Below are 23,770 nucleotides of genomic sequence, written 5' to 3'. Positions count from 1 at the left end.
TAGCTTGGAAGCTTGCGCGGGATCGCGCAAGATTTCCTGCCGTATCCTGTTGTGCGCCGCCGAAATCCCGGAAGGATCTTCTGCCATGGACGCGATTGACCGCCGGATTCTCCGCGCCCTGCATGGCGAGGCGCGGCTGAGCAATGCCGAGCTGTCCGAACGGGTGGGGCTTTCGCCCTCACCCTGCTGGGCGCGGGTGCGCAAGCTGGAGCAGGCGGGGGTGATCCGCGGCTATCGCGCCGAGCTGGACCAGGCGGCGCTGGGCCTGCCCGACACCGTCATCATCGAGGTGATGACCGAGAAGCATGACGAGGCCCAGCTGCGCGACTTCGAACAGGCCATCGCCGCCATGCCCGAGGTGATCGAGGCCTGGCTGGTTACGGGGGAGTATGACTACATCCTGAAGGCGGCGGTGGGCGGCACGGCGGGCTATGAACGCCTGCTGCGCGAGAAGATCTACCGCCTGCCCGGCGTGCGGCACACGCGCACGGCCTTCGGCATACGGTGCCTGAAGCAGGTGTTCACGCCGGTGCCTGGGTGAGGTGCAACTTCACCGAAGGCAGAGCCGCATCAAACGAATCCGGCCGCAAAGCGGCCGGCGCGCCCAGGCCAACCGCGCATCTGGCACGCCAGCGCGCGGCGCGTAAGCCAAGCCGCCGGAGGCGGCGCGTCACGCCGAAGGCGTGCCTCCGGCACGACGCGCCTGAGGGCACGAATCAACCCCGCGCGCGGTCCTGCGCATCAAAATACCTTTTCACGATGCCGTAGCCGTAGAACAGGCCGAAGGCGATCAGCATCAGGCCCCAGGCGTAGAAGAAGCCCTCGGCCAGGGTCACCACGAACATTCCGGCCAGCACCATCAGCGCGGCCATCACCATGAACACCACAGAGGAAACAGGCATCAGCGTCGGTCCTTCCTGACATCATCGTCGTCGAAGAGGATGCGGGCGGCGGCGCCGTCCAGATCCTCGTATTGCCCCGAGCGCATGGCCCAGAGGAAACCCAGCAGCCCAAGGCCACCCAGGAAGAGCGCCAGCGGGATCAGCCACACCAGGATGTCCATCAGCGCATCTCCTTCTGCAGGCGCAGCGCGTTGGCGATGACGGCCAGCGAGGAGCTCGCCATCACCAGCGCCGCGATCAACGGCGTGGCGAAGCCCAGTATGGCCACCGGCACCGCCACGATGTTGTAGAGGAAGGCGAAGCCGATGTTCTGCGCGGCCACGCGCTGCGCGAGGCGCGCGCGCGAAATGGCCTCGGCCAGCGGCAGCAGCCCGCCGCCCTGCAGCACGAAGTCGGAGGCGGCCTGGGCCACGTCCATGCCCTCGGCCGGGGCGGCGGAGACATGGGCGGAGGCGAGTGCCGCGGCGTCATTCACGCCATCGCCCACCATCAGCACGCGCTTGCCCTGGCGGGCCAGTTCCGCGATGCGCGCGGCCTTGGCCTCGGGGCTGGCGCCGCCGCGATGGGCCTCGATGCCGGCCTCGGCCGCCACGCGGGCCACCACCTCGGGCGCGTCGCCGGAGAGAAGCTCCACCGAAAGCCCCGCGCGCTGGAAGGCCGCGATGGCGGCGGCGGCGTCGGGGCGCAGCGCATCGGCGAAGCGGAAGGCGACGGGCGCCTGGCCTGGGCGGGAAAGGTGCAGCCCCATGCCCGTGCGGTCCTCGCCCAGCCCGCAGAAGCGGGCGGAGCCGAGGCGGGTTTGGCCCTGGCGCAGGCCCTGGCCAGGGAATTCCTCCACGCCCTCGGCCACGGGCGCGTCCGGGCAGGCGCGCACCAGCGCTTGGGCCAGCGGGTGGCGGCTGCGGCGGGCGAGGGAGGCGGCCTCGCGCAGATCCGCCTCGGTCCAGGCGCCGGGCAGCAGGCGCGGGCGGCCGTCGGTCAGCGTGCCGGTCTTGTCGAGGACGACATGGTCGGTACTCGCCAGCCGCTCGATGGCGGTGGAGGAGGCGACGAGCACGCCGCGCCGGAACAGCGCGCCGGAGGTGACGACCTGCACGGCCGGCACGGCGATGGCCAATCCACACGGGCAGGTGATGATGAGCGCCGCCACCGCCGGCACCAGCGCCGCCTGCCAGGGCGCGCCCACCCACAGCCACCAGCCCAGGAAGGTCAGCACCGCGACGACATGGGCGATGGGGATGTAGATGCGCGCCGCGCGGTCGGCCAGCGCGGGGAAGCGGCCGCGCGCCTGCTCGGCGCGTTCCAGGAAGCGGCCCATGGCGGCCAGCGAACCATCGGTCGCGGTGGCCGTGACGGTGGCGGTGAAGGGGGCGCCCATGTTCACGCCGCCGGCCGCCAGCTTCTCGCCGCGGGCGAAGCGGCGCGGCAGGCTTTCGCCGGTGGTGCTGGCGGTGTCGAGCAGGGCCTCGGCATCATCGAGCCGCGCGTCGAGCCGCAGGCGTTCGCCGCTGGCCACCAGGATGCGCGCGCCGACGGCCACGCGCTCGACCGGGATGGGCGCGGGGGCGCCGAGCACCTGCACCTGGCCTTCCTGCAAGGCCAGCAGTTCGGCCACCGACTGCCGCGCGCGGCGCCGTGCCGCGCGGTCCAGCAGGCGGCCGGCCAGCATCAGCGCCAGCAGCGCCGTGGCGCCGTCGAACCAGGTGTATTCGCCGTTGCGGAAGGTCTCGCTCAGCGACATCAGCGTGGTGGCGATGACGCCGAGCGAGACGGCGCTGTCCATGTTCAGCCGGCCGGCCTGGAGCCCGCGCCAGGCGCCGCGATAGAGCGGCATGCCGGCGATGAGCACGGTCGGCATGCCGATCAGCGCGGCCAGCCAGTGCATGAGGTGCCGCGATTGCTCGCCCAGCTCCACCCCCACCCAGACGGGCACGGAGACGAGCATGACGTTCATCGCGCCGAAGGCCGCGATGCCCAGCGCGCGGGCAAGTTCACGGCCCTCCGCATCCTCGGTGGCGCGCAGGCAGGCGGGCGAGAAGGGCGCCACGCGGAAGCCCAGCCGCGCGATCAGCGCGGCGAAGTCATTGGCGCGCTCGGCCGGGCCTTCCCAGCCGATGGTCAGCCGCCGCGTGGAGAGGTTGGCGCGGGCGCGGCGCACATCGGGCTCCGCCGCCAGCGCCTGTTCCACCAGCCAGATGCAGGCGCCGCAGGTCAGGCCGGAGACGACAAGCTCCAGCCGCCGCGTGCCGTCCTTCTGCGCCACGGCATGGGCCGCGAAGTCGAGGTTGGGGGCTTCCACCGGCTTGAGGTTGCCATCCGCCGCCTCACGCTTGCGGTAGAAGGCGTCGAGGCCCAGGCCCTGCACCAGATGATGCGCGCCCTCGCAGCCCGTGCAGCAGAAGCGCGTGACACTGGGCGCGCCGCAATGCGCGCACGTGGCGTAGGATTGCGGCGCGGCCTGTGGCGCGGGGCGGCCCAGCACGCTCATGGGAAGATCAGGCGCTGGCGGATGTCGAGGCGCTGGCCATGCCCGTCCAGGAGGAAGCCACGGAACTCCCATTGGCCGGAGGCGATGTCGGGGGCGGCGAAGCCCTCGCGCGGGGTGCTGGTGCCGAGTTCCACGCGCGTGCCCTCGATGGGGCGTTGCAGGTAGGCCTCCAGCACGCCCGGCACCGGGCGGCCCTCGCGGTCGGTGACGGCGAGCGTGATGCGCCCGCCCGTCAGGCGCACGCGCGCCGTCCAGCCCAGCGCATCCTGCCGCGCGGCCTCGGCCAGCACGTGGTTGTAGGCGCGGCCACGGTCATAGGCCTGGCCGGTGGTGAGGCCGGTGAAGCTGCTGATGGCGGTGTAGGCCATGAAGCCGTTCACCACGACCACGACCAGCATGCCCCCCACGAAGACCCAGGGGATCCAGCGGCTTTTGCGTTCCGTCATCGTGTTCATCGGCGGGGTCCCATGAAGGCGCTGTGTTGCGTCACCAGCGTGCGGCCGGAGCCGTCCACCAGGCGGAAGGTGATGGAGGTGCTGTCGCGCAGCGCGAGGCCGGGCGGGGCGGTGACCAGCGCGCGCCATTGCGTGATGCCGTCATCGCGCGTGGTGAGGATGGGGCGGCCGGCGGCGTCCTCCATCGCATCCTGCACGGTGAGGTGCAGGCCCTGCGGCCCGTCCAGCACCAGCGCCAGGTGCAGATCCTCGCCGCGCAGCTTGTTGGCGAGCTTCAGCGTGTAGCCGTTGCGGATGCCGCCATCGGAGAGCTGCACGAAAAGCGGCGCGCGGTCGCGCTCGACCGAGAGGGTCAGCGTGGCGCGCAGCATCCAGGCGCCCAGCATCAGGGCCACCACGCCCATGATCACGCCCGCATAGATCAGCGTGCGCGGGCGGATCTTCTTCTGCGGCGTGCGGGCGGCCATGCCGGCGGCGTTGCGCGCGGGGCCGGGGGCCATGCCGGCCACGGCGGCCTGGCTGGCGGCCAGGTTCTTCAGGGTCTCGAAGGCGATGAGGCCCTTGTCGCGGCCGAGCTTGGCCATCACGTCGTCGCAGGCATCCACGCAGAGGCCGCAGCCGATGCATTCGAGCTGCTGCCCGTCGCGGATATCAATGCCCGTGGGGCAGACATGCACGCAGGCCTTGCAGTCCACGCAGTCGCCATGCGCCGCGTCGGGCTTGCCGCGCGGCTCGCCGCGCCAGTCGTGATAGGTGACGACGAGGGAGTTGTCGTCCAGCATCGCGCCCTGGAAGCGCGGCCAGGGGCACATATAGGTGCAGACCTGTTCGCGCGCCGCGCCGGCCAGCACATAGGTGGTCGCGGTGAAGAGGGCGAAGAAGCCATAGACCGTCAGCGAGGCCTGGCCCGTCAGCATCGCCCAGGTCACGCTCGGCGCGTCGTTGAAATACATGATCCAGGCGCCGCCGGTGGCCATGGCGATGCCCAGCCAGGCGGCGTGCTTGGACAGCTTCAGCTTCCACCACCGCGCGTCATGCGCGCCCTGGTCCAGCTTGATGCGCGCGTTGCGGTCGCCCTCGATGCGGCGTTCCACCCACATGAAGAGGTCCGTCCAGACCGTCTGCGGGCAGGTGAAGCCGCACCAGAGGCGGCCATAGAGCGAGGTGACGGCGAAGAGGCCGATGGCGCCCAGCACCAGGGCGCCGGTCAGGAAATACACCTCCTGCGGCCAGAGCTCGATCCAGAGGAAGAACAGGCGGGCGTGGGAAATGTCCACCAGCACCGCCTGGTCCGGCACGCCGGGCCCGCGGTCCCAGCGGAACCAGGGCACGACGTAGTAGAGGGCCAGCAGCACGACCAGCACGGCCCATTTGATGTTCCGCACACGCCCCTTGACCGCGCGCGGCTGGACCTTCTGGTGGCTGGCGTAGAGCGAGGGCTCCGGCTTGGGGGCCACCTTCGGCCGGTCGGGCGCGATCTGGTTCATGGCGTGCTCACTCACCCCCGCCGAGGGCGTGCACGTAGACGGTGATCATGTTTATCATCGCGGGGTCGAGCCGCCCGCGCCAGGCCGGCATGACGCCCGCGCGGCTGTAGGCGATGGAGCGCACCACGCTGGCGCGGTCGCCGCCGTAGAGCCAGATCTGGTCGTTCAGCCGGGGCGCGCCCATGTCGCGGTTGCCCTCGCCGCCATCGCCGTGGCAGCTCGCGCAATTCTCGGCATAGAGCTCGCGCCCGCGGGTGACGGCGGCGGGGTCCGCGCTGCGGCCGGAGAGGCTCAGCACGAAATCCGCCGTGTCGTTGATCTGCGCCTGGGTCAGCATGCCGGTGGCGAGGAAGGCGGGCATGGCGATGCCGCGTTCCTCATCGCTCTCGCCCGCGCGCACACCGTGGCTGATGGTGGTGTGGATGGCCTCGAAACTGCCGCCCCACAGCCAGTCATCATCGGCGAGGCTGGGGAAGCCGCCGGTCGCACCCTGGCCGCCGGCGCCATGGCAGCCCGCGCAGTTGTTGGCGAAGCCCACGCGGCCACCGGCCAGCGCGAAGCCGCGCAGCTCGGGGTCGGCCGCGATCTGCTCGGCGGTCACCTCGCGCAGGCGGGCCAGCATGGGGGCCTGGCGGGCGCGCTCGGCGTCCATCTGCGCGGGCAGGGCGCCGCGCGCGGTCCAGCCCGTCAGCCCCGTCCAGCCCTGCACGGGGATGGCCGGATAGAGCACCACCCAGACCGCCGCGAAGAGGATGGTGGCGTAGAAGGTGTAGAGCCACCACTTCGGCAGCGGCGTGTTCAGCTCCTTCAGCCCGTCCCACTCATGGCCGGTGGTCTCCTGGCCGGTGATGCTGTCCTTCTCGATCTTGGTCGGCATCGGTTCAGCCTTTCCCGCCGTCGCGGAAGATCATCTCGCCATGCCGCTTCCAGTCCTGGCGGCGCGAGGGTTTGAGGGTCCAGAACAGGATTCCGCCGAAGAGGACGAAGAACCACACGACCCAGAGGGTGGAGAAAAGCCATTGCAGCTCGACGAGCATGGGTGCCGCTCCTCCTACTGCTGGCGCAGCTGCTCGGGCGTCACGTCGCGGAAGTCCACGAGCGTGCCGAGCATCTGCATGTAGGCGACCAGCGCATCCATCTCGGTCACCACGGCGGGGTTGCCGTCGAAGGCGGCCTGGCGGGCGCGCGCGTAGCGGGACTGGAAGCCCGTGGCGTCGCGGTCCGGGCGCGCCTGGGCTTCCAGGTCCGCCCGCGCGTTCGCGATCATCTCCGCGGTGTAGGGCACGCCGAGCGCCGCCTGGGCGCGCAGGTGCTGCTGGATGTTGCGCGTGTCGAGCGGCCGGTCGAGGAAGGCGTAGGGCGGCATGATGCTCTCGGGCACCAGCGCGCGCGGATCACGCAGATGCGCCGCCTGCCAGTCATCCGAATAGCGGCCGCCGACGCGCGCGAGGTCCGGCCCCGTACGCTTGGAGCCCCATTGGAAGGGTCGGTCATACATGCTCTCGGCGGCCAGGCTGTAGTGGCCGTAGCGCTCGGCCTCGTCGCGGAAGGGGCGGACCATCTGGCTGTGGCAGGCGTAGCAGCCCTCGCGCACATAGATGTTGCGGCCCATGAGTTCGAGCGGCGTGTAGGGGCGGATGCCCTGCACGCGCTCGATCGTGGTCTCCACCGTGAAGAGCGGCACGATTTGCGCGAGCCCGCCGATCGAGACGGTGATGAGGGTGAGCACGCCGAGCAGAAGGATGTTCCGCTCGATCATGCCGTGGCTGAATTTCTTGAGCATGTCGGGGTTCCCCTTACTCGGCGGCCACGGCGCGGGCGGGCGCGGGTGCCAGGTCCCGCTCCACCTCGGGCGCATCGGCCACGGTGATGGTCTTGTAGACGTTCCAGGCCATGAGGATCGCGCCGGTCAGGTAGAGGGCGCCACCCAGCACGCGGATCACGTAGTAGGGGTGCATGGCGGCGACGGTCTCGACGAAGCTGTATTGCAGGAAGCCCAGCTCGTCATACGCACGCCACATGAGGCCCTGCATGATGCCCGAGACCCACATCGCGGTGATGTAGAGAACGATGCCCAGCGTCGCGAGCCAGAAGTGCCACTCGATCAGCCTGGTGCTGTACATCCTGGCGCGCGACCACAGCGCCGGCACCAGCCAGTAGAGCGCGCCGAAGGTGATGAGCCCGTTCCAGCCGAGCGCGCCCGAATGCACGTGCCCGATGGTCCAGTCGGTGTAGTGCGACAGGCTGTTCACCGCGCGGATGGACATGACCGGGCCTTCGAAGGTGGACATGCCATAGAAGGCGACGGCGGTGACGGAGAAGCGCAGCCCGGGGTCGGTACGGAGTTTGTCCCAGGCGCCCGACAGCGTCATGATCCCGTTGATCATCCCGCCCCAGGACGGCATCCAGAGCATCACCGAGAACACCATGCCGAGCGTCTGCGCCCAGTCGGGCAGCGCGGTGTAGTGCAGGTGGTGCGGGCCGGCCCAGATGTAGAGGAAGATGATGGACCAGAAGTGCACGATGGACAGCCGGTAGCTGTAGATCGGCCGGTTCGCCTGCTTCGGGATGAAGTAGTACATCATCCCGAGGAAGCCCGCGGTCAGGAAGAAGCCCACCGCGTTGTGGCCGTACCACCACTGGATCATCGCCCCCTGCACGCCGGCGGGTGCCGAGTAGGAGAAGCCGCTGCCCCAATGGATCGGCAGGGAGATGTTGTTGCCGATGTGCAGCATCGCCACCGTGATGATGAAGGCGAGCAGGAACCAGTTGGCCACGTAGATGTGCGGTTCCTCGCGCTTGATGATCGTGCCGCCGAAGCCCACCAGGTAGGTGACCCAGAGCACGGTCAGGAAGATGTCGATGAACCACTCGGGCTCGGCGTATTCCTTGCCCTGGCTGTAGCCGAGCACGTAGCTGAGTGCGGCCGAGACGATGAAGAACTGGTAGCCCCAGAAGATGAACCAGCCCATCTCCTCGCCGCCGAACAGCCGCGCGCGGCACGTGCGCTGCACGATGTAGAGGCTGGTGCCGATCAGCGCGCTGCCGCCGAAGGCGAAGATCACCGCGCTCGTGTGCACCGGGCGCAGCCGGCCGAAATGCGTCCATTCCAGGTCGAGGTTCAGCAGCGGCCACGCCAGCTGCGAGGCGATGACCACGCCCACCAGAAAGCCCACCAGCCCCCAGAAGATGGTGGCGATGGCGAAGGCGCGGATGGGGCCGTCCACGTAGTCGGGCATGGGTCTAGGGGCCGACATGGCCCCTGGTTGCGTGGCGCTCAGCGTGGCCATCCTTGCTGTCCTTCCTCATCAGGCGGCGCGTCTCGGCCGCCGGGGCGATGGAGGCGCGCGGCCACCGGGCCGGGCTTGCCTCCATGGGCGCGGAAGGAAGCATCCCACTCCGTCAACGTCCTTGATGTGGATCAACCGCATGGTGCGATGCGGCGATGCTATATGCGGGGTGCAAGCCGAGCAGCGCAGGGCCACCCGACATGAGCACCGACACCACCGCCCAAGTGACACCCATCACGGGCCGCATCCGACGCATCGCCACCGACCGCCCCTGGACCTGGCTGACGCTGGGCTGGCGCGACATGATGGCGAACAAGGCCATCAGCCTCGCCTATGGGGCGGTGCTGACGCTGGCGGGCTGGGTGCTGGCCCTTCTGCTGTTCGAGATGGGCACGGCCTGGGCCATCCTGCCCGCCACGGCCGGCTTCTTCATCATGGCGCCGATCCTGGCGGCCGGCCTCTATGAGGTCAGCCGCCGGCGCCAGGCGGGCGAGGCGGTGACGCTGGCCGAGGCGGTGGCGGGCTTCCGCCGCAACCCCACGCAGATCGCGATGATGGGTGTGACGCTGCTGGTGCTGCACCTGTTCTGGACGCGCATCGCGGGGCTGCTCTTCGCGCTGTTCTTCGGCATCAACTTCGCGCCCAGCCTCGGACAGCTGCCGCTGGCGATGCTGCAGAGCGAGCAGCTGCTGCCCTTCCTGGTGGTGGGCACGGGCTTCGGCTTCGTGCTGGCCTCGGTCACCTTCGCGGTGGCCGCCATCTCCATCCCCATGCTGCTGGACAAGCCGGAGGTGAGCTTCCTGGAGGCGGCCACCGTCTCCATCCAGGCGGTGATGGAGAACTGGCGCGCCATGGCGCTCTGGGCGGGGTTGATCGTGGTGTTCACCGGGCTGGCGCTGGTGCCCTTCTTCCTGGGCCTCGTCATCGTGATGCCGCTGATCGGCCATGCCACCTGGCACGCCTACAAGGACCTGGTTGCCCGGTAGGATCTGCTCGGGCGGCCGATTCATGTCCTCGGTGAGGCCACCGAGGACGATCGGACGCCTGCTATCGCGCGAAGAGGGGCAGCATCAGGATCAGGCTCAGCAGCAGGGCGTTCGCCAGCGTGACGAAGAGCCCCGCCGTGAGCGAGACGATCAGGATGGCGCGCGGCATGGGGCCGTGATGGTTCTCCATCTCGCGCATCGTGGCCACGGCGGTGGCGGTGGAGCCGATGGCGAAGCCGAAGAAGCCCGCGGCGCAGACCGCGGCCTCCGCGTCGTCACCCATCACGCGGAACACCAGCCAGCGTGCGAACAGGGCGGTGGCAAGGGTCTGCGCCGCCAGCAGCAGCAGCAGCGGGCCGGCCAGCGCCACCAGCTCCCACAGCCGCAGCGCCGCCATGGCCAGCGCCAGGAACAGCGCCAATGTCACGCCCGAGAGCGCCTCCAGCGCGGGGGGCGGCGGCGGCTGGCGCAGCGGCGCCAGGACGAGGTTCCGCAACAGCACGCCGGCCAGCAGCGCCCAGAGGAAATCGGGCAAAGTCACGGGCCAGCTCCGGGCCATTGGCACCAGCGCCATGGCGGCCGCCACGCAAAGCAGCACGAGCGCGAGGGTGGGGGCCAGCGCGGCCTCGTCCGGGCGGCGGGGCGGGGGCGGGGGCGAATCGGCGCCGCCTCCGCCCGCGCCGCCGCCCAGCCCGCGCGCCACCGGCCCGGCCAGCAGCCCGCCGATGACGATGCCGAGCGTGGAGGCCGCCACCGCCAGCTCCAACGCCGCCGGCACGCCATATTCCCGCGCGAAGAGCCCGCCGAAGGCCGCGCCCGTGCCATGCCCGCCCACCAGCGTGACCGAGCCCGCCAGCAGCCCGATCAGCGGGTCGAGCCCCAGCGCCAGCGCCAGCCCCACCCCCAGCGCGTTCTGCACCAGGATGAACAGCACGGTCAGCAGGGCGAAGCGGGCCAGCAGCGCGCCGCCCTTCAGGAGTTGGCGCAAATCGGCCGAGAGGCCCACCGTGGCGAAGAAGGCCAGCAGCATGGGCTCGCGGATGGCGGCGCTGGTCTCGGGCACGGGGGCGCCCGCCAGATGCAGCAGCGCCACCCCCAGCGCCCAGGCCGTGCCGCCGGAGACGGGTTCAGGGATGTGCCAGCGCGTCAGCGCCGGAAAGCCCCGGTGCAGCGCCCGGCCGAGCAGGATGACCAGGGCGGCCACCGCCAGGCTGCCCACCGCGTCCAGCGCCATGACTGTCCTCAACCCCTTGTCGGGGAGAGCACTTACACCGGCGCGGCCAGCGCCTCCACACCCGCCACGCGCGGCCCGGCCAGGTATCGGTTGATGGCGCCGGCCAGGGCGCGGGCCAGGCGGGCGCGGTGGGCCGGGGTGTTGAGCAGCGATTCGTCCCGGGGGTGGGAGAGGAAGCCGCCCTCGACCAGCACGGCCGGCACGTCGGGCGCCTTCAGCACCACGAAGCCCGCGCGGCGGTGGGGCTGGTTGAGCAGCGCGAAATCACCCTCCAGCGCGTTCACCGTCAGCCGCGCGACGCGGGTGGAGGCGGCATGCGTCTCCTGCCGCATGAGGCTGAGCAGGATGCGCTGCACCTCGGGCGAGACGGAGGGCAGGCGCAGCCCGCCGGCGCGGTCGGCCAGGTTCTCGCGCCGGGCGAGTGCGGCGGCCAGCGCGTCCGAGGCATCTTCCGAGAGGGTATAGACCGAGGCGCCGCGCAGCCCCGAGGCCTGGCCCGGCGGGGCGGCATCGGCGTGCAGCGAGACGAGCAGCGCGGCCTCCTGGTCCCGCGCCACCTGCACGCGGCGGCCGAGCGGCACGAAGACATCGCGCCCGCGCGTCAGCACCACCCGGCAGCGGCCCCCGGCGAGCAGCTGGCGGCGGAGTTCGATGGCCAGCGCCAGCGTGATCCGCTTTTCCTGGGTGCCCCCGGGGCCGATGGCGCCCGGGTCGGCCCCGCCATGGCCCGGATCGAGCACCACCACGGGCAGCCTGGTGGCCGGGCGGCGGCGCTGGGCCGCGGCGGGCGAGGCGCCCCATGCCAGCCCCGCCATGGCGGCGAGCCAGGCCCGCCGATGCATATCCGTCATATGGTCGCGCCCCCCAGCGCGGTGGCGCGACCCCCCGATCGCGCCAGGGGGCAGTCTAGCCCGAAGCGGCCCCGAAATCCACCTTCGGCTGCCTTCCCGTCGGGCAAACCGCCCGTTGGCTGGGCAGGGCCAGGGGAAAACCTGGGGGCGATGGCAACGGGCGCCTTGTGGGAAGGGGGCGCGGCGCGTAAGGTGGGCTGCCCCAGCGATAGGTGTTGCGGGCGGAGCGGGGCAGGCGGCAGACGCGCCACCCCCGTCGCGGCTTGGTCCGATGCCCTCCTCCCGGAAGGGAGACCGGCGGCGCCATCCCTGACAAGGGGGGCGGGCCGGGCCGGCATCCACCACAATCCGCGACCTGTTCCGCCTGTCTCATCCGCGGTGCATGCGCCCTGCCGCCCGCGGCGGTGCCTGCCGCACTATCGTCCGCCCGTGTCGGGCGCACATGAGTGGGGGTGCAGCCATTGGGCCTGCCAGCCCGCCGCGCGCGCAGCGCCGGCACCGCCAACGGCAGGCCCCCGAGCGAGGAAAGACGCCCGATGTCCCCGACATCGCCGGATGGCCGATCCCGCCCGGACTCCGTCCCTTCCTTCCCATTGCGCGCCCTCCCTGCCCTGGCCCTGCGCCGGGCGGGCCTGCGCGCGGAGTTTTTCCCGCATGACCAAGCGCATGTTGATCGACGCCGCCCACCCGGAAGAGACCCGGGTGGTCGTCATGGATGGCCACCGCGTTGACGAATTCGACCTGGAGGCGGCCAACCGCCTCCCGCTGAAGGGCAATATCTACCTGGCCCGGGTGGTCCGGGTGGAGCCCAGCCTGCAGGCCGCCTTCGTCGAATATGGCGGCAACCGCCACGGCTTCCTCGCCTTCGGCGAGATCCACCCCGACTACTACCAGATCCCCGTCGCCGACCGGCAGAAGCTGATCGAGGCGCAGGAGGCCGAGGCCCGCGAGGAAGCCGAGGCCGAGGCCCGCGAGGAGGAGCGCCGCGCCCAGCGGGAAGCCCAGCGCGAGGCCCAGAGGGAAGCGCAGAAGGAAAGCCAGCGCGCGGCCGCCAAGGCCATGGCCGAGGAACGCCGCGCCGCCGCCCAGGCCATCCTGGACGCGACCCCAGGCATGGAGGCCCCCGCCGAGGGCGCCGAAGCCCCCGCCGAGGACCTGCCCGAGGGCGAGGTGGCCGAGGCGCTCGCCGCCGAACTGGCCGCCGAGGACGCCGCCCGTGCCCGTGGCGCCGAGGAGGCCTCGGGCGAGGAAACCCTGCCCGACGACGTGGCCACCGACGAGGGTGATGGCGAGGAGGGTGAGGAACCCTCCGGCCGCGTGGAAATCCTGCCCCCCTCCGACAGCCCGCGCCCCGAGACCATCGGCGTGAGCGAGGGCGATGCCGAGGGCGACGCCGAGGCCGAGGCCGAGGAACAGGCGCGCGAGCGTCGCTCCAGCCCCCGCTTCCTGCGGAACTACAAGATCCAGGAGGTGATCCGCCGCCGCCAGATCCTGCTGATCCAGGTGGTGAAGGAGGAGCGCGGGACGAAGGGTGCGGCGCTGACCACCTACATTTCGCTGGCCGGGCGTTTCTCGGTGCTGATGCCGAACTCGCCGCGCGGCGGTGGCGTCTCGCGCAAGATCACGTCCGCTGCCGACCGCCGTCGGCTCCGTGAGGTGATCGAGGAGCTGGAGATGCCCAAGGGCATGTCGCTCATCGTCCGCACCGCGGGCGCGCAGCGGCCCAAGCCTGAGATCCGGCGCGACTGCGAATACCTGCTGCGCCTGTGGGACGGCATCCGCGAACGGACGCTGGCCAGCACCGCGCCCGCGCTGATCTACGAGGAAGCGGACCTCATCAAGCGCTCCATCCGCGACGGCTATGCCCGCGACATGGACGAGATCTTCGTCGAGGGCGACGAGGCCTATGCCCAGGCGCGCGAGTTCATGGGCATGCTGATGCCCGAGCACCTTGGCAAGATCAAAGCCTACCGCGACGGCGCCGTGCCGCTCTTCTCGCGCTTCCAGGCCGAGGCGCAGCTCGATGCCATGCACGACCCCAACGTGCAGCTGAAGTCGGGCGGCTACATCGTCATCAACCAGACCGAGGCGCTGGTCGCGATCGACGTGAACTCCGGCCGCTCCACGCGCGAGCGGAACATCGAGGACACGGCGCTCAAGACCAACATGGAAGCGGCGGAGGAGATCGCGCGGCAGCTGCGCCTGCGCGACCTCGCCGGGCTGATCGTGATCGACTTCATCGACATGGACAGCAACCGCGCCAACGCGCTGGTCGAGAAGAAGCTGAAGGATGCGCTGCGGCATGACCGCGCGCGCATCCAAGTGGGCCGCATCAGCCATTTCGGCCTGCTGGAAATGTCGCGGCAGCGGCTGCGGCCCTCGCTGGCCGAGACCACCTTCATCACCTGCCCGCATTGCCAGGGCCGCGGCGTGGTCCGCAACATCGAGAGCAGCGCCCTGGCCGCGCTGCGCGCGGTCGAGGAGGAATGCGCCAAGCGCCGCGCCGCCGAGATCACGGTGCGCGTGACCAGCGCCGTCGCGCTCTACCTGCTGAACCGCAAGCGCGACCGCCTGGCCGATATCGAGACGCGCTGGGGCGTGACCGTGCTGTTCGAGCCCGATGACACGCTGATGGGCGCCGAGACGCGCATCGAGCGCAGCAAGGCCCCGCCGCCGCCGCCCGCCGAGGAGCGCCCCACCGCCCTGCGGATGGATTTCGCGCCCCAGTCTGAGGACGCCGAGGAGGAGGCCGAGGAGGCCGAGGCCCCGGCCGAAGCCGCCGCCAGCGCCGCCAATGGCGAGGAGGGTGGCCGCCGCCGCCGCCGCCGCCGTGGCCGTGGCCGCCGCGAGAATGGCGATGCGAGCCCGGCCGCCGACGGCAGCCCGGACAGCGAGGGCGAGGCGGAGTTCGAGGGCGAGGCGCCCGACGCCAAGCCCACCCCCCAGGCCGCCGCGCCCCAGGCCTCGGACCCCGACGCCCCCGACGCCGAGGCCACGCCCGCCGAGCCCCCCGCCGAGGGCGAGGACGAAGCCGGCCGCCGCCGTCGCGGCCGTCGCGGTGGCCGCCGCCGGCGCGAGGGCGAGGCGCCCGAGGGCGGCACCCCCGCCCCGGCCGCGCGCGAGGCCAAGAGCTACGAAGGCCCCACCCCGGCCGACCCCTTCGCGGGCACCTCGGACGGGCTGATGGCCGCCATGGAAGCCGCCGAGGCCGCGGCCGAGGCGGCGCTGGCCGCCGCCCGCGCCACCCGCGCCCGCCCGGCGGCGGAGCCCGAGGCCCCGTCGCTGATGGTCGAGGCGGAAGCCATCGCGGTCGCCGAAATGGCGCCTGCGGAGCCGGCGCCCGAGGCGCCAGTGGTCGAGGCGCCGGTGGCCGAGGCGCCAGTGACTGAGGCGCCGGTGGCCGAGGCCGCCCCGGTGGAGAGTCCTGCCGTGGAAGCGCCGGCCGCGGAAGCGCCGGTCGCGGAGACGCCGGCGCCCGAACCCGCGCCCGTCGCGCCCGAACCCGCCGCGCCGGTCATCGGCCCCGCCATCCTGCCCAAGCCCGTCGAGGAGGTGGCCGCCGCCGCCCCGCGCCGTGGCGGCTGGTGGAAGAAATGAGCGCGCCGCCCGTCCTGGTCACGCGCGAGGGGCCGGTCGTTCATGTCACGCTCAACCGGCCCGAGCGGCGCAACGCCATCGGCGGCGGGATGGGCGAGGCGCTGGACGAGGTGATCGCCTCCCTCGCCGATGACCGTGACGCACGCGCCGTGGTGCTGCGCGGCGCGGGCGGGCATTTCTGCGCGGGGCTCGACCTCTCCGAGGTCGGGCAGGGCAGCCCGGAGGAAAGGCTCGCCGGCGGTCAGGCGCGCAACCGCGCCATCGGCGAGCGGTTCCGCAGGCTCTCCGCCCTGCCGCAGGTCGTGATCGCGGCGGTGGAGGGTGCCGCCCATGCCGGTGGCCTTGGCTTCGTCTGCGCCGCCGACCTGGCCTTCGCCACGGCGGATGCGCGCTTCGCCGCCCCCGAGGTGCGGCGCGGCCTCGTCCCCGCCCAGATCCTGCCCTGGCTGGTGCGCCGCATGGGCCGCAGCCAAGCCACGCGGCTGGTGCTGGAAGGCCGGGTGGTGGAGGCGCCTTCCGCCCTCCGCATGGGGCTGCTGCACGAAGTGGTGGCGGACCGCGCGGCCCTCGACGCCCTGCTGGCCGAGGTGCTGTCCGCGCTGCGCGAAGGGGCACCCGGCGCGCTGGCCGAGACCAAGGGGCTGCTGGCGGCGCTCGGCCCCATCTCGCCCGAGGGCTATGCCGAGGCGGGTGTGGCCGCCTTCGCCCGCACCGCCGCCGGCCCCGAGGCCGAGGAAGGCATCGCGGCCTTCCGCGAGAAGCGCCGTCCCGCCTGGGCGGGCTGATTTTTTCCCCGGCCGGGCGTAACCCCGGCCGCGCCCGCGCCGAAAACATGGCGTGAACGCCGTGAAACCGGGCTAGGCTCCATGTCCCATGCCCAACCCCTCTGTCTGATGCTGGCTCCCGGTCAGGTGGCGCGCGATGCGCGTGACCTCCGCTGGTCCACCCTCATGGCCGCGGCCCAGGAGGGGGATGGCGCCGCCTATGCCACCCTCCTCGCCGAATGCCTGCCCTTCCTGCGCGCCATCTGCCGCGCCCGGCTGCGCGATGCGGCCGAGGCCGAGGACGCCGTGCAGGACGCGCTGCTGACCCTGCACCGCGTGCGCCACACCTATGACCCCGCCCGCCCCTTCCGCCCCTGGGTGGCCGCCATCGCGGAGCGCCGGGCGCTGGACCGGCTGCGCCGGCGCGGCCGTCAGGTGGCGCGCGAAACCCTGCTGGATGACGCGGCCGAGCTGGGCGCGGAGGGCGAGGCCGAGGAACGCCTGGCCGCCTGCCAGCTGCGCGAGGCGGTGGGCGAATTGCCCCAGGCCCAGCGCACCGCCCTGCAACTGACGAAGATCGAGCAGCTTTCGCTCCAGGAGGCGAGCGCGCGTTCGGGCATGAGCATCGGCGCGCTGAAGGTCGCGACCCACCGGGCCCTGCACAGCCTGCGGCGCCGGCTCACTGGCGGTGCGCCATGAAGACCGAGGAGATGATCACCCGGCTGGCGGAGGGCCTGCGGCCGGTGCGGCGCATGCCCTCGCCGCCCGTGATGCTGGCGCTCTGGACGCTGCTGGCCGCCTCGGTCATCGGGCTCGCGGCCCTGGTCTTCGGCACGCGGGAAGGGCTGGACCGCCCGATGACCCGCTTCGACATGATGCACAGCCTGGCCGCGCTGCTCACGGCGCTGCTGGCGGGGCTGGCGGCCTTCGAGCTTGCCCTGCCCGACCGCGACCGCCGCTGGGCCTGGCTGCCCCTGCCGGCCATCGGGCTGTGGCTGGGCACCATGGGGGTGGGCTGCGTGGGGGAGCTGGTGCGGCTCGGTGCCGAGGGCATCCGCTTCCACGTCAGCTGGCCCTGCCTGCAATTCATCATCGGCCTCGGCCTGCCCATGGCGGGGCTGATGCTGTGGCTGACGCGGCACGCGGCCTGGATCAGGCCCGGCCCGGTGGCGGGGTTCGGGGCGCTTTCGGCGGCCGCCTTCGCCAGCATCGGGCTGACCCTGGTGCACCCCACCTTCGGGCCGCTGATGGTGCTGGCCTGGCATGGCGTGGCGGTGCTGGCCGTGACGGGGTTGGCGGCGCTGTTCGGCCCGCGCCTGGCCTGGCGCGTTCCGGCGTAACCTTCCGCCCCGGCCGCGCGTATCGGCCCTGACAGCGAGACCGAAACCCATGGCCCACCCGCGAACCCCACGGCTGAAGAATGGCGTGCTGCACGCGGATCTCTGCGTGATCGGCGCGGGCTCGGGCGGGTTGTCGGTGGCGGCGGGCGCCGTGCAGATGGGCGCCTCGGTCGTGCTCATCGAGAAGGGCGAGATGGGGGGCGACTGCCTGAACACGGGCTGCGTGCCATCCAAGTCGCTGATTGCCGCCGCCCATGCGGCCCATGCGGCGCGGCAGGCGGGGCGCTTCGGCATCCGGCTGCCCGCGCCGGAGGTGGAGTTCGCCGGCGTCCACCGCCACGTCCATGGCGTGATCGCCGCCATCGCCCCGCATGACAGCGTGGAGCGCTTCGAAGGCCTGGGCTGCACCGTGATCCGTGCCGAGGCGCGCTTCACCGGGCCGGACCGGCTGGAGGCGGGCGGCCAGGCGGTCCGCGCGCGGCGCTTCGTCATCGCCACGGGTTCGCGCGCCGCGGTGCCGCCCATTCCGGGGCTGGACCGCGTGCCGCACCTCACCAATGAGAGCGTCTTCGACCTGACCGAGCGCCCGGACCACCTGGTGGTGATGGGCGGCGGGCCGATCGGGGTGGAGATGGCCCAGGCCTTCCGCCGCCTGGGTTCGGCGGTGACGGTGCTGGAACGCGCCACCCTCCTGCCGCGCGACGCGCCCGAGGCCGTGTCCCTGCTGCGCCGGCACCTGCTGGAGGAGGGCATCACCCTCGAGGAGGGCGCGCAGGTGGCGGCGCTGCATCCCGGCGCGGAAGGGCATGGGCTGGAGGTGGAGTTCGACCAGGGCGGCCGCCGCCGCACCCTGCGTGCCTCGCACCTGCTGGTGGCCGCGGGGCGCCAGCCCAATACCGGGCAGCTGGGGCTGGAGGCGGCCGGCGTGGACCACACGCCGCGCGGCATCACGGTGGATTCCGGGCTTCGCACCAGCAACCGGCGCATCTTCGCGGTGGGCGACGTGGCGGGCGGGCCGCAATTCACGCATGTGGCGGGGTATCACGCCGGCATCGTCATCCGCCGCGCCCTGTTCGGCCTGCCGGCGAAGGTGGATTACCGCGCGCTGCCCTGGGTGACCTACACCGACCCCGAACTCGCCCATGTCGGCCTGGGCGAGGCGGAGGCGAAAGAGGCGGGCGAGGCGGTGACGGTGCTGACCGAACCCCTTTCCGGCAATGACCGCGCGCGGGCCGAGGCCGCGGGGGAGGGGCTGGTGAAGCTCGTCCTCGGCGCGCGCGGGCGCATCCTCGGCGCGACCATCCTGGCGCCGCGCGCGGGCGAGATGATCGGCCTGTGGGGGCTGGCCATCCAGAAGCGGCTGCGCGTGGGCGATGTGGCGCAGATGATGGCACCCTATCCCACCATGTCCGAAATCTCGAAGCGCGCGGCGGGGGCCTACTACACCCCCTCGCTGTTCTCCGCGCGCACACGGTTCCTCGTGGGGATGATCCAGCGGGTGCTGCCGTGAGGTTCCTGCGCGACAAGCGGCTGTGGCTGGCCCTGGCCGCGGTGGGCGTGGTGCTGCTGCTGCGCTTCACGGGGCTGGGCGACTTCCTCTCGCTGGAGACGCTGGCGCGGCACCGCGCCACGCTCACGGGCTTCGTGGCGCAGAACGCGCTGCTGGCCGGGCTGATCTATGTGCTGGCCTATGCGGCGGCCGTGGCACTGTCGGTGCCGGGCGCCGTGATCCTGACGCTGACGGGCGGATTCCTGTTCGGCGCGCTCTGGGGCACGGCGCTGACGGTGGTGGGGGCGACGCTGGGCGCCACGGGCGTCTTCCTCTTCGCCGGGCTGCTCTTCGGCGAGAAGGCGCTGGACCGCTTCGGCGCGCCGGCGCAGCGCCTGGCCGAGGCCATCCGGCGCAACGCCGCCTCCTACCTGCTGGTGCTGCGGCTGGTGCCGCTGTTCCCCTTCTTCCTGGTGAACCTGGTGCCGGCCTTCGTGGGCGTGCGGCTGCCGGTCTATGTCGTCACCACTTTCCTCGGCATCATTCCCGGCACGGCGGTGTTCAGCCTGACCGGGGCGGGGCTGGGCAACATCCTGGACGCGGGCGGCACGCTGGACCTGCGTTCGGTGCTATCGCCGGAAATCCTGGCGGGGCTGCTGGGGCTGGCGGCGCTGTCGCTGGCCGCCATTCCCCTCAAGAACCGTTTCGCGGGGCGCTGACATGACCATGACCCGACGCGCCATCCCCGGGCTTGCCACCGCCGCGCTGCTGGTCCGCCCCGGCCGCGCCGCCGCGCCCGAGGCGCTGGATGGGCTGCTCGCCCGCCATGTCGTGCTGCCCGAGGATGGCGTGAGCCGCGTGCGCTATGCCGCCTGGAAGGCGAGTTCCGCCGACATGGCCGCGCTGGACGAGTGGATCACGGCGGCGGCCGAAGCCCGGCCCTCGGCCATGGCGCGGGCCGAGGCCTATGCCTACTGGGCCAACCTCTACAACGCGCTGACGCTGAAGGTGGTGCTGGACCGTTACCCGGTGCGTTCCATCCGCGACATCCGCTCGACAGGCGTGCCCTTCGATCCGCGCCAGTTCATCGGCCCCTGGCGCACGCGGCTGGTGACGGTGGAGGGCCGGCGCATGTCGCTCGACGACATCGAGCACGAGACCATGCGCCCCACCTTCCGCGACCCGCGGGTGCATTACGCGGTGAACTGCGCCTCGATCGGCTGCCCCAACCTCTGGCCGCGCGCCTGGCGGGCGGAGACGCTGGAGGCGGCGCTGGACGAGGCCGCCCGCGCCTTCGTGAACCACCCGCGCGGGGCCGCCTTCCGGGCGGATGGGGGGCTGCGCGTCTCCTCCATCTACAAGTGGTTCCAGGAGGATTTCGGGGGTTCCGAAGCGGGCGTCATCGCCCATTTGAGGCAATATGCGACGGGTGAGGGCGCGCGGCGGCTCGCCGGCGCATCGCGCATCGCCGAGGACGCCTATGACTGGGCGCTCAATGACGCCGCGAACCTGTCCTGAAGGAGCAATGCCCTTGTCCATCCGCACCCAGGACGTCCCGCGCCTCGACCCCGCCAAGTTCCGGCACCCGGAGGTGACGCTGAAGGGCGAGCGCCGGGCGAGCGTGGCCCTGACCGCGCTGGAGACGCTGTGGGTCAACACCGGCACGCTGTGCAACATCACCTGCGCGAATTGCTACATCGAGAGCAGCCCGCGCAACGACGCGCTGGTCTACATCACGCCCGCCGAGGTCGCTTCCTACCTGGACGAGGCGGAAGGGATGGGCGTGCGCGAGGTGGGCTTCACCGGCGGCGAGCCCTTCATGAACCCGGGCCTCATCCCGATGCTGGACGACGTGCTGGCACGCGGGCTGCGCGCCCTGGTGCTGACCAACGCGATGCAGCCCATGCGGCGCTACGCGGGACCGCTGCGCGCGCTGCTGGCCAGGCATGGCGGCGGGCGCCTCACCATCCGCGTCAGCCTGGACCACCATGACGCCGCGGTGCACGACATCGAGCGCGGACCCGGCAGCTACGCCCGCACGATCGAGGGGCTGGAATGGCTGGCGCGCGAGGGCTTCACCCTCCATGTCGCCGGCCGCGTGGGTTTCGGCCATGATGGCGAGGCGGCGATGCGCGCGGGCTATGCGGCGCTGTTCGCGCGGCACGGCATTCCCGTGGACGCGGACGACCCCGTGGCGCTGATGCTGTTTCCGGAGATGGATTCCGGCCGTGACGTGCCCGAGATCACGGAGGCCTGCTGGGGCATCCTGAAGAAGTCGCCCGACAGCATGATGTGCGCCTCGGCGCGGATGGTGGTGAAGCGCAAGGGCGCCGAACGCCCCGCCGTGCTGGCCTGCACGCTGCTGGCCTATGACGCGCGCTTCGAACTGGGGGCGACGCTGGAAGAGGCCGCGCGGCCCGTTTCGCTGAACCACCCGCATTGCGCGACTTTCTGCGTGCTGGGAGGGGCCTCATGCTCCCGCTGACTCGCCGCGCCGCGCTGGGTGCCTTCCTCGCCACGCCGGCGCTGGCGCGGACCGCCACGCCGCTGCGCTTCGCCGTCGGGCCCTTCCAGCCCACCGCCGGCGACACGCGCCGGGCCTTCGAGCCCTTCTTCGCACATCTGGCGCAGCGCCTTGGCCGACCCTACGCGCTCACCGTCACCACGGACTGGGCGGGCATCGCGGTGGCCATGGGCTCGGGCCAGGTGGACGCGGCCTGGATGGGGCCTTGGGGCTATGTGCTGGCCCATGCGCGGGCCGGCGCCGAGGCGCTGGCGACGGTGCTCTATGAAGGCCGGCCGACCTACCACGCGATCATCATCGCGCGCGAAGGGGTGAACATCGCCCGCTTCCCGGAGGATGCGCGGGGGATGTCCATCTCCTTCGCCGATGCGGGCTCGACCTCGGGCTGGCTTATCCCGCACCATTGGTTCCAGACGCAGGGCGTGGATCCGCGCACCTATTTTCGCTACCGCGACGGGGCGAGCCATGCGGCGAACGTGATCTCGGTCGCCTCGGGCCAGGTGGATTTGGCGACGGATTTCGACCGGAACCTGAACGCCATGATCGCCTCCGGCCGGGTGAGGCCAGAGCAGGTGCGGGTGGTCTGGCGCAGCGAACCCCTGCCCAATGACGCGCTGGCCGCGCGGCGGGACCTGGACGGGGCCACGCGCGATGCGCTGCGCGAAGCGGCCATCGCCGCCACGGCCGAGGTCCTGCCGCCGCGCTACACCGGCTGGGTGGAGGCCACGACCGAGACCTATGCGCCCATCGAGGCCGCGGGCCGCGCGCTGGGGCGGCTGCGCACCTCGTGACGTGGCGACAGGCCGCCTTCTGGGCGGGGTTCGTCGCGCTGCTGGGCGTCTCCGTCTGGACGGTGGCGCCCGACCCGGCGCGGCTGGCGGCCGGGCTGCCGCGGCTGCTGGGCTGGCTGGCGGGGTCCTGGCCGCCCGATTTCTCCGGCGCGGGCGACATCGCGCGCCGGGCGGGCGAGACGGTGGGGATCGCCACACTTGGCACGCTCTGCGCCGCGCTGCTGGCCTTTCCGCTGGCGCTGTTGGCGACCAGGCCGCTTTCGCCTTTCCTGGCGCTGTATCAGCCCGCGCGGGGCGTCCTGGACGGGCTGCGGGGCACGGATGGCTTCGTCTTCGCGCTGCTCTTCGTGGCCGCCGTCGGGCTCGGGCCCTTCGCGGGCATGCTGGGGGTGGCGCTGCATTCGGCGGGGTCGCTGGCGAAGCTGTGGTCCGAGAGCATGGAAACCGCCGACCCGCGCCCTTCCGAGGCTATCACCGCCGTGGGCGCCACGCGGATGCAGGTGGCGCTGTACGCGCTGATCCCGCAGACCATGCCGCAGAACCTCTCGCACCTGCTCTATGTGTGGGAGTTCAACATCCGTGCCTCCACCGTGCTGGGCCTGGTGGGGGCGGGCGGGCTGGGGCAGGAGTTGAAGAACGCGGTGGACCTTCTCGACTTCAACCGGGTGCTGGCCATCCTGATCGTCATCATCGCGCTGACGCTGGCGGCGGACCGGATCAGCGCCACGCTGCGGCGGCATCTGGCATGATGGAACTTGACGCGCCCTGGCTCGTCTTCGGCGGGCCCTATTCCAACCTGCACGCCACGCGCGCCCTGCTGGTGGAGGCCGCGCGGCGCGGCATCCCGCCCGCGCGCATCCTCTGCACGGGTGATGTGGTGGCCTATGCGGCCGATGCGGCCGCCACCACCGCGCTGGTGATGGACAGCGGCATCCATGTGCTGATGGGCAATTGCGAGGAACAGCTCGCTGCCGGCGCGGAGGATTGCGGCTGCGGCTTCGAGGAGGGCACGGCCTGCGATCTTCTGGCGCGCGGCTGGTATGAACATGCGCGGCGCGAGGTGACGGCGGCCCAGCGCGAATGGATGGGCGCATTGCCGCGCCGCCTGGTGCTGCGCCTGCCCGATGGGCGGCGCCTTGCGGTGGTGCATGGCGGTGCGGTCGAGATCAACCGCTTCCTCTTCCCCTCCACGCCCGAGGATGTGCTGGCGGCGGAGATCGCCGCCACCGGCTGCGAAGGCGTCCTCGCCGGCCACAGCGGCATCCCCTTCGCGCGGCGGGTGGGCGCGAATGTCTGGATCAATGCCGGCGCCATCGGCATGCCCGCGCATGACGGCACGCCGCGCGTGTGGTTCAGCCTGCTGACGCCGCGCGAGGATGGGCTGGAGGTGAGCTTCCACGCGCTTGACTACGACCACGCGGGCGCGGCGGCGGCCATGCGCCGTGCGCGCCTCGCCGAGGGCTATGCGGCGGCATTGGAAACCGGCCTCTGGCCCTCCGAGGACGTCCTGCCGCCCGCCGACCGCGCGCGGCGGGGCCTGGCGCTGCAACCGGCGGGGCTGGTCTGGTAGGC

24 protein-coding genes are annotated in these 23,770 nt (G+C 72.0%); 13 read left to right on the top strand and 11 right to left on the bottom strand.

Going from position 1 to position 23,770, the window contains the following annotated elements:
* Nucleotides 1-85 precede the first annotated feature (85 nt).
* Nucleotides 86-541, top strand: a complete 456-nt coding sequence (locus JTN19_RS15165; protein ID WP_184382748.1) for an Lrp/AsnC family transcriptional regulator — start codon at nucleotides 86-88, stop codon at nucleotides 539-541.
* 175 nt (nucleotides 542-716) lie between these two features.
* Here the strand turns inward: JTN19_RS15165 and JTN19_RS15160 are convergent, their stop codons facing one another.
* The 9 genes from JTN19_RS15160 to ccoN are packed head-to-tail and all read right to left on the bottom strand — an operon-like array spanning nucleotide 717 to nucleotide 8,571.
* Nucleotides 717-902 (bottom strand): hypothetical protein, encoded by a 186-nt coding sequence (locus JTN19_RS15160; protein WP_206934346.1) that lies wholly within the window; start codon nucleotides 900-902, stop codon nucleotides 717-719.
* Nucleotides 902-1,063: a cbb3-type cytochrome oxidase assembly protein CcoS gene (ccoS, locus tag JTN19_RS15155; protein WP_206934344.1), complete on the bottom strand. Its 162-nt coding sequence runs from the start codon at nucleotides 1,061-1,063 to the stop codon at nucleotides 902-904. Before ccoS ends, JTN19_RS15160 begins: the two co-directional genes overlap by 1 nt.
* Nucleotides 1,063-3,390 (bottom strand): heavy metal translocating P-type ATPase, encoded by a 2,328-nt coding sequence (locus JTN19_RS15150; RefSeq protein ID WP_206934342.1) that lies wholly within the window; start codon nucleotides 3,388-3,390, stop codon nucleotides 1,063-1,065. The genes ccoS and JTN19_RS15150 overlap by 1 nt, the downstream gene beginning before the upstream one ends.
* The gene (locus JTN19_RS15145; protein ID WP_206934340.1) at nucleotides 3,387-3,836 is read right to left on the bottom strand and encodes a FixH family protein; all 450 of its coding nucleotides are present in this window, start codon (nucleotides 3,834-3,836) and stop codon (nucleotides 3,387-3,389) included. Before JTN19_RS15145 ends, JTN19_RS15150 begins: the two co-directional genes overlap by 4 nt.
* Nucleotides 3,837-3,841: 5 nt before the next feature.
* Complete coding sequence (gene ccoG, locus JTN19_RS15140; protein WP_206934338.1) at nucleotides 3,842-5,332, bottom strand: cytochrome c oxidase accessory protein CcoG; 1,491 nt, start codon at nucleotides 5,330-5,332, stop codon at nucleotides 3,842-3,844.
* A gap of 7 nt (nucleotides 5,333-5,339) precedes the next feature.
* A complete protein-coding gene (gene ccoP / locus JTN19_RS15135; protein WP_206934336.1) occupies nucleotides 5,340-6,209 on the bottom strand; it encodes a cytochrome-c oxidase, cbb3-type subunit III in 870 nt (289 codons plus the stop codon).
* A gap of 4 nt (nucleotides 6,210-6,213) precedes the next feature.
* Entirely contained in the window at nucleotides 6,214-6,369 is a 156-nt protein-coding gene (locus tag JTN19_RS15130; RefSeq protein ID WP_206934334.1) for a cbb3-type cytochrome c oxidase subunit 3, read from the bottom strand.
* Nucleotides 6,370-6,383: 14 nt separating this feature from the next.
* Nucleotides 6,384-7,115: a cytochrome-c oxidase, cbb3-type subunit II gene (ccoO, locus tag JTN19_RS15125; RefSeq protein WP_206934332.1), complete on the bottom strand. Its 732-nt coding sequence runs from the start codon at nucleotides 7,113-7,115 to the stop codon at nucleotides 6,384-6,386.
* A 13-nt stretch (nucleotides 7,116-7,128) separates the two neighbouring features.
* Nucleotides 7,129-8,571, bottom strand: a complete 1,443-nt coding sequence (ccoN, locus tag JTN19_RS15120) for a cytochrome-c oxidase, cbb3-type subunit I (protein ID WP_242531175.1) — start codon at nucleotides 8,569-8,571, stop codon at nucleotides 7,129-7,131.
* 251 nt (nucleotides 8,572-8,822) lie between these two features.
* Here ccoN and JTN19_RS15115 point away from each other — a divergent pair, with 251 nt between their 5' ends.
* On the top strand, nucleotides 8,823-9,608 hold the full coding sequence (locus tag JTN19_RS15115; protein WP_206934328.1) for a DUF2189 domain-containing protein: 786 nt from the start codon (nucleotides 8,823-8,825) through the stop codon (nucleotides 9,606-9,608).
* A 61-nt stretch (nucleotides 9,609-9,669) separates the two neighbouring features.
* Here JTN19_RS15115 and JTN19_RS15110 read toward each other — a convergent pair whose 3' ends face one another.
* Together JTN19_RS15110 and JTN19_RS15105 are read right to left on the bottom strand one after the other, a co-directional pair.
* On the bottom strand, nucleotides 9,670-10,842 hold the full coding sequence (locus JTN19_RS15110) for a sodium/glutamate symporter (RefSeq protein WP_206934326.1): 1,173 nt from the start codon (nucleotides 10,840-10,842) through the stop codon (nucleotides 9,670-9,672).
* Between the two features lie 32 nt (nucleotides 10,843-10,874).
* Nucleotides 10,875-11,693 (bottom strand): N-acetylmuramoyl-L-alanine amidase family protein, encoded by an 819-nt coding sequence (locus JTN19_RS15105; protein WP_206934324.1) that lies wholly within the window; start codon nucleotides 11,691-11,693, stop codon nucleotides 10,875-10,877.
* Between the two features lie 654 nt (nucleotides 11,694-12,347).
* On the opposite strand from JTN19_RS15105, the gene JTN19_RS15100 reads away from it, so the two are divergent.
* The 11 genes from JTN19_RS15100 to JTN19_RS15050 all read left to right on the top strand — a co-directional run bounded on the left by JTN19_RS15100 (nucleotide 12,348) and on the right by JTN19_RS15050 (nucleotide 23,768).
* Nucleotides 12,348-15,290 (top strand): ribonuclease E/G, encoded by a 2,943-nt coding sequence (locus JTN19_RS15100; RefSeq protein WP_206934322.1) that lies wholly within the window; start codon nucleotides 12,348-12,350, stop codon nucleotides 15,288-15,290.
* Nucleotides 15,287-16,075, top strand: a complete 789-nt coding sequence (locus tag JTN19_RS15095) for an enoyl-CoA hydratase/isomerase family protein (RefSeq protein WP_206934320.1) — start codon at nucleotides 15,287-15,289, stop codon at nucleotides 16,073-16,075. Before JTN19_RS15100 ends, JTN19_RS15095 begins: the two co-directional genes overlap by 4 nt.
* A 108-nt stretch (nucleotides 16,076-16,183) precedes the next feature.
* Nucleotides 16,184-16,753 carry a sigma-70 family RNA polymerase sigma factor gene (locus tag JTN19_RS15090; RefSeq protein WP_206934318.1) on the top strand — a complete coding sequence of 190 codons (570 nt, stop codon included), beginning with the start codon at nucleotides 16,184-16,186 and terminating at the stop codon, nucleotides 16,751-16,753.
* Nucleotides 16,750-17,394 carry an NrsF family protein gene (locus tag JTN19_RS15085; RefSeq protein WP_206934316.1) on the top strand — a complete coding sequence of 215 codons (645 nt, stop codon included), beginning with the start codon at nucleotides 16,750-16,752 and terminating at the stop codon, nucleotides 17,392-17,394. The genes JTN19_RS15090 and JTN19_RS15085 overlap by 4 nt, the downstream gene beginning before the upstream one ends.
* A 49-nt stretch (nucleotides 17,395-17,443) precedes the next feature.
* Nucleotides 17,444-18,904 carry a dihydrolipoyl dehydrogenase family protein gene (locus JTN19_RS15080; protein ID WP_206934314.1) on the top strand — a complete coding sequence of 487 codons (1,461 nt, stop codon included), beginning with the start codon at nucleotides 17,444-17,446 and terminating at the stop codon, nucleotides 18,902-18,904.
* The gene (locus JTN19_RS15075; protein ID WP_206934312.1) at nucleotides 18,901-19,602 is read left to right on the top strand and encodes a VTT domain-containing protein; all 702 of its coding nucleotides are present in this window, start codon (nucleotides 18,901-18,903) and stop codon (nucleotides 19,600-19,602) included. Before JTN19_RS15080 ends, JTN19_RS15075 begins: the two co-directional genes overlap by 4 nt.
* A 1-nt stretch (nucleotide 19,603) precedes the next feature.
* Nucleotides 19,604-20,401: a DUF547 domain-containing protein gene (locus tag JTN19_RS15070; protein WP_206934310.1), complete on the top strand. Its 798-nt coding sequence runs from the start codon at nucleotides 19,604-19,606 to the stop codon at nucleotides 20,399-20,401.
* A gap of 13 nt (nucleotides 20,402-20,414) precedes the next feature.
* Nucleotides 20,415-21,368, top strand: a complete 954-nt coding sequence (locus JTN19_RS15065) for a radical SAM protein (RefSeq protein ID WP_242531174.1) — start codon at nucleotides 20,415-20,417, stop codon at nucleotides 21,366-21,368.
* Entirely contained in the window at nucleotides 21,356-22,198 is an 843-nt protein-coding gene (locus JTN19_RS15060; protein ID WP_206934306.1) for a phosphate/phosphite/phosphonate ABC transporter substrate-binding protein, read from the top strand. The genes JTN19_RS15065 and JTN19_RS15060 overlap by 13 nt, the downstream gene beginning before the upstream one ends.
* A complete protein-coding gene (phnE, locus tag JTN19_RS15055; protein WP_206934304.1) occupies nucleotides 22,195-22,947 on the top strand; it encodes a phosphonate ABC transporter, permease protein PhnE in 753 nt (250 codons plus the stop codon). Before JTN19_RS15060 ends, phnE begins: the two co-directional genes overlap by 4 nt.
* Nucleotides 22,944-23,768 (top strand): metallophosphoesterase family protein, encoded by an 825-nt coding sequence (locus JTN19_RS15050; RefSeq protein ID WP_206934302.1) that lies wholly within the window; start codon nucleotides 22,944-22,946, stop codon nucleotides 23,766-23,768. Before phnE ends, JTN19_RS15050 begins: the two co-directional genes overlap by 4 nt.
* Nucleotides 23,769-23,770: the final 2 nt, after the last annotated feature.

The organism is Roseococcus thiosulfatophilus (assembly GCF_017311575.1).
Classification (GTDB): domain Bacteria; phylum Pseudomonadota; class Alphaproteobacteria; order Acetobacterales; family Acetobacteraceae; genus Roseococcus; species Roseococcus thiosulfatophilus.
Note: the sequence above shows the minus strand (reverse complement) of the source record. Positions and strands in the feature narration are given on the sequence as shown.

Bases quoted from the DNA above. Each gene is read 5' to 3' on its own strand.
- JTN19_RS15165 (WP_184382748.1), top strand. From the start codon at position 86: ATGGACGCGATTGACCGCCGGATTCTCCGCGCCCTGCATGGCGAGGCG.
- JTN19_RS15160 (WP_206934346.1), bottom strand. From the start codon at position 902: ATGCCTGTTTCCTCTGTGGTGTTCATGGTGATGGCCGCGCTGATGGTG.
- ccoS (WP_206934344.1), bottom strand. From the start codon at position 1,063: ATGGACATCCTGGTGTGGCTGATCCCGCTGGCGCTCTTCCTGGGTGGC.
- JTN19_RS15150 (WP_206934342.1), bottom strand. From the start codon at position 3,390: ATGAGCGTGCTGGGCCGCCCCGCGCCACAGGCCGCGCCGCAATCCTAC.
- JTN19_RS15145 (WP_206934340.1), bottom strand. From the start codon at position 3,836: ATGACGGAACGCAAAAGCCGCTGGATCCCCTGGGTCTTCGTGGGGGGC.
- ccoG (WP_206934338.1), bottom strand. From the start codon at position 5,332: ATGAACCAGATCGCGCCCGACCGGCCGAAGGTGGCCCCCAAGCCGGAG.
- ccoP (WP_206934336.1), bottom strand. From the start codon at position 6,209: ATGCCGACCAAGATCGAGAAGGACAGCATCACCGGCCAGGAGACCACC.
- JTN19_RS15130 (WP_206934334.1), bottom strand. From the start codon at position 6,369: ATGCTCGTCGAGCTGCAATGGCTTTTCTCCACCCTCTGGGTCGTGTGG.
- ccoO (WP_206934332.1), bottom strand. From the start codon at position 7,115: ATGCTCAAGAAATTCAGCCACGGCATGATCGAGCGGAACATCCTTCTG.
- ccoN (WP_242531175.1), bottom strand. From the start codon at position 8,571: ATGCCCGACTACGTGGACGGCCCCATCCGCGCCTTCGCCATCGCCACC.
- JTN19_RS15115 (WP_206934328.1), top strand. From the start codon at position 8,823: ATGAGCACCGACACCACCGCCCAAGTGACACCCATCACGGGCCGCATC.
- JTN19_RS15110 (WP_206934326.1), bottom strand. From the start codon at position 10,842: ATGGCGCTGGACGCGGTGGGCAGCCTGGCGGTGGCCGCCCTGGTCATC.
- JTN19_RS15105 (WP_206934324.1), bottom strand. From the start codon at position 11,693: ATGACGGATATGCATCGGCGGGCCTGGCTCGCCGCCATGGCGGGGCTG.
- JTN19_RS15100 (WP_206934322.1), top strand. From the start codon at position 12,348: ATGACCAAGCGCATGTTGATCGACGCCGCCCACCCGGAAGAGACCCGG.
- JTN19_RS15095 (WP_206934320.1), top strand. From the start codon at position 15,287: ATGAGCGCGCCGCCCGTCCTGGTCACGCGCGAGGGGCCGGTCGTTCAT.
- JTN19_RS15090 (WP_206934318.1), top strand. From the start codon at position 16,184: ATGCTGGCTCCCGGTCAGGTGGCGCGCGATGCGCGTGACCTCCGCTGG.
- JTN19_RS15085 (WP_206934316.1), top strand. From the start codon at position 16,750: ATGAAGACCGAGGAGATGATCACCCGGCTGGCGGAGGGCCTGCGGCCG.
- JTN19_RS15080 (WP_206934314.1), top strand. From the start codon at position 17,444: ATGGCCCACCCGCGAACCCCACGGCTGAAGAATGGCGTGCTGCACGCG.
- JTN19_RS15070 (WP_206934310.1), top strand. From the start codon at position 19,604: ATGACCATGACCCGACGCGCCATCCCCGGGCTTGCCACCGCCGCGCTG.
- JTN19_RS15060 (WP_206934306.1), top strand. From the start codon at position 21,356: ATGCTCCCGCTGACTCGCCGCGCCGCGCTGGGTGCCTTCCTCGCCACG.
- JTN19_RS15050 (WP_206934302.1), top strand. From the start codon at position 22,944: ATGATGGAACTTGACGCGCCCTGGCTCGTCTTCGGCGGGCCCTATTCC.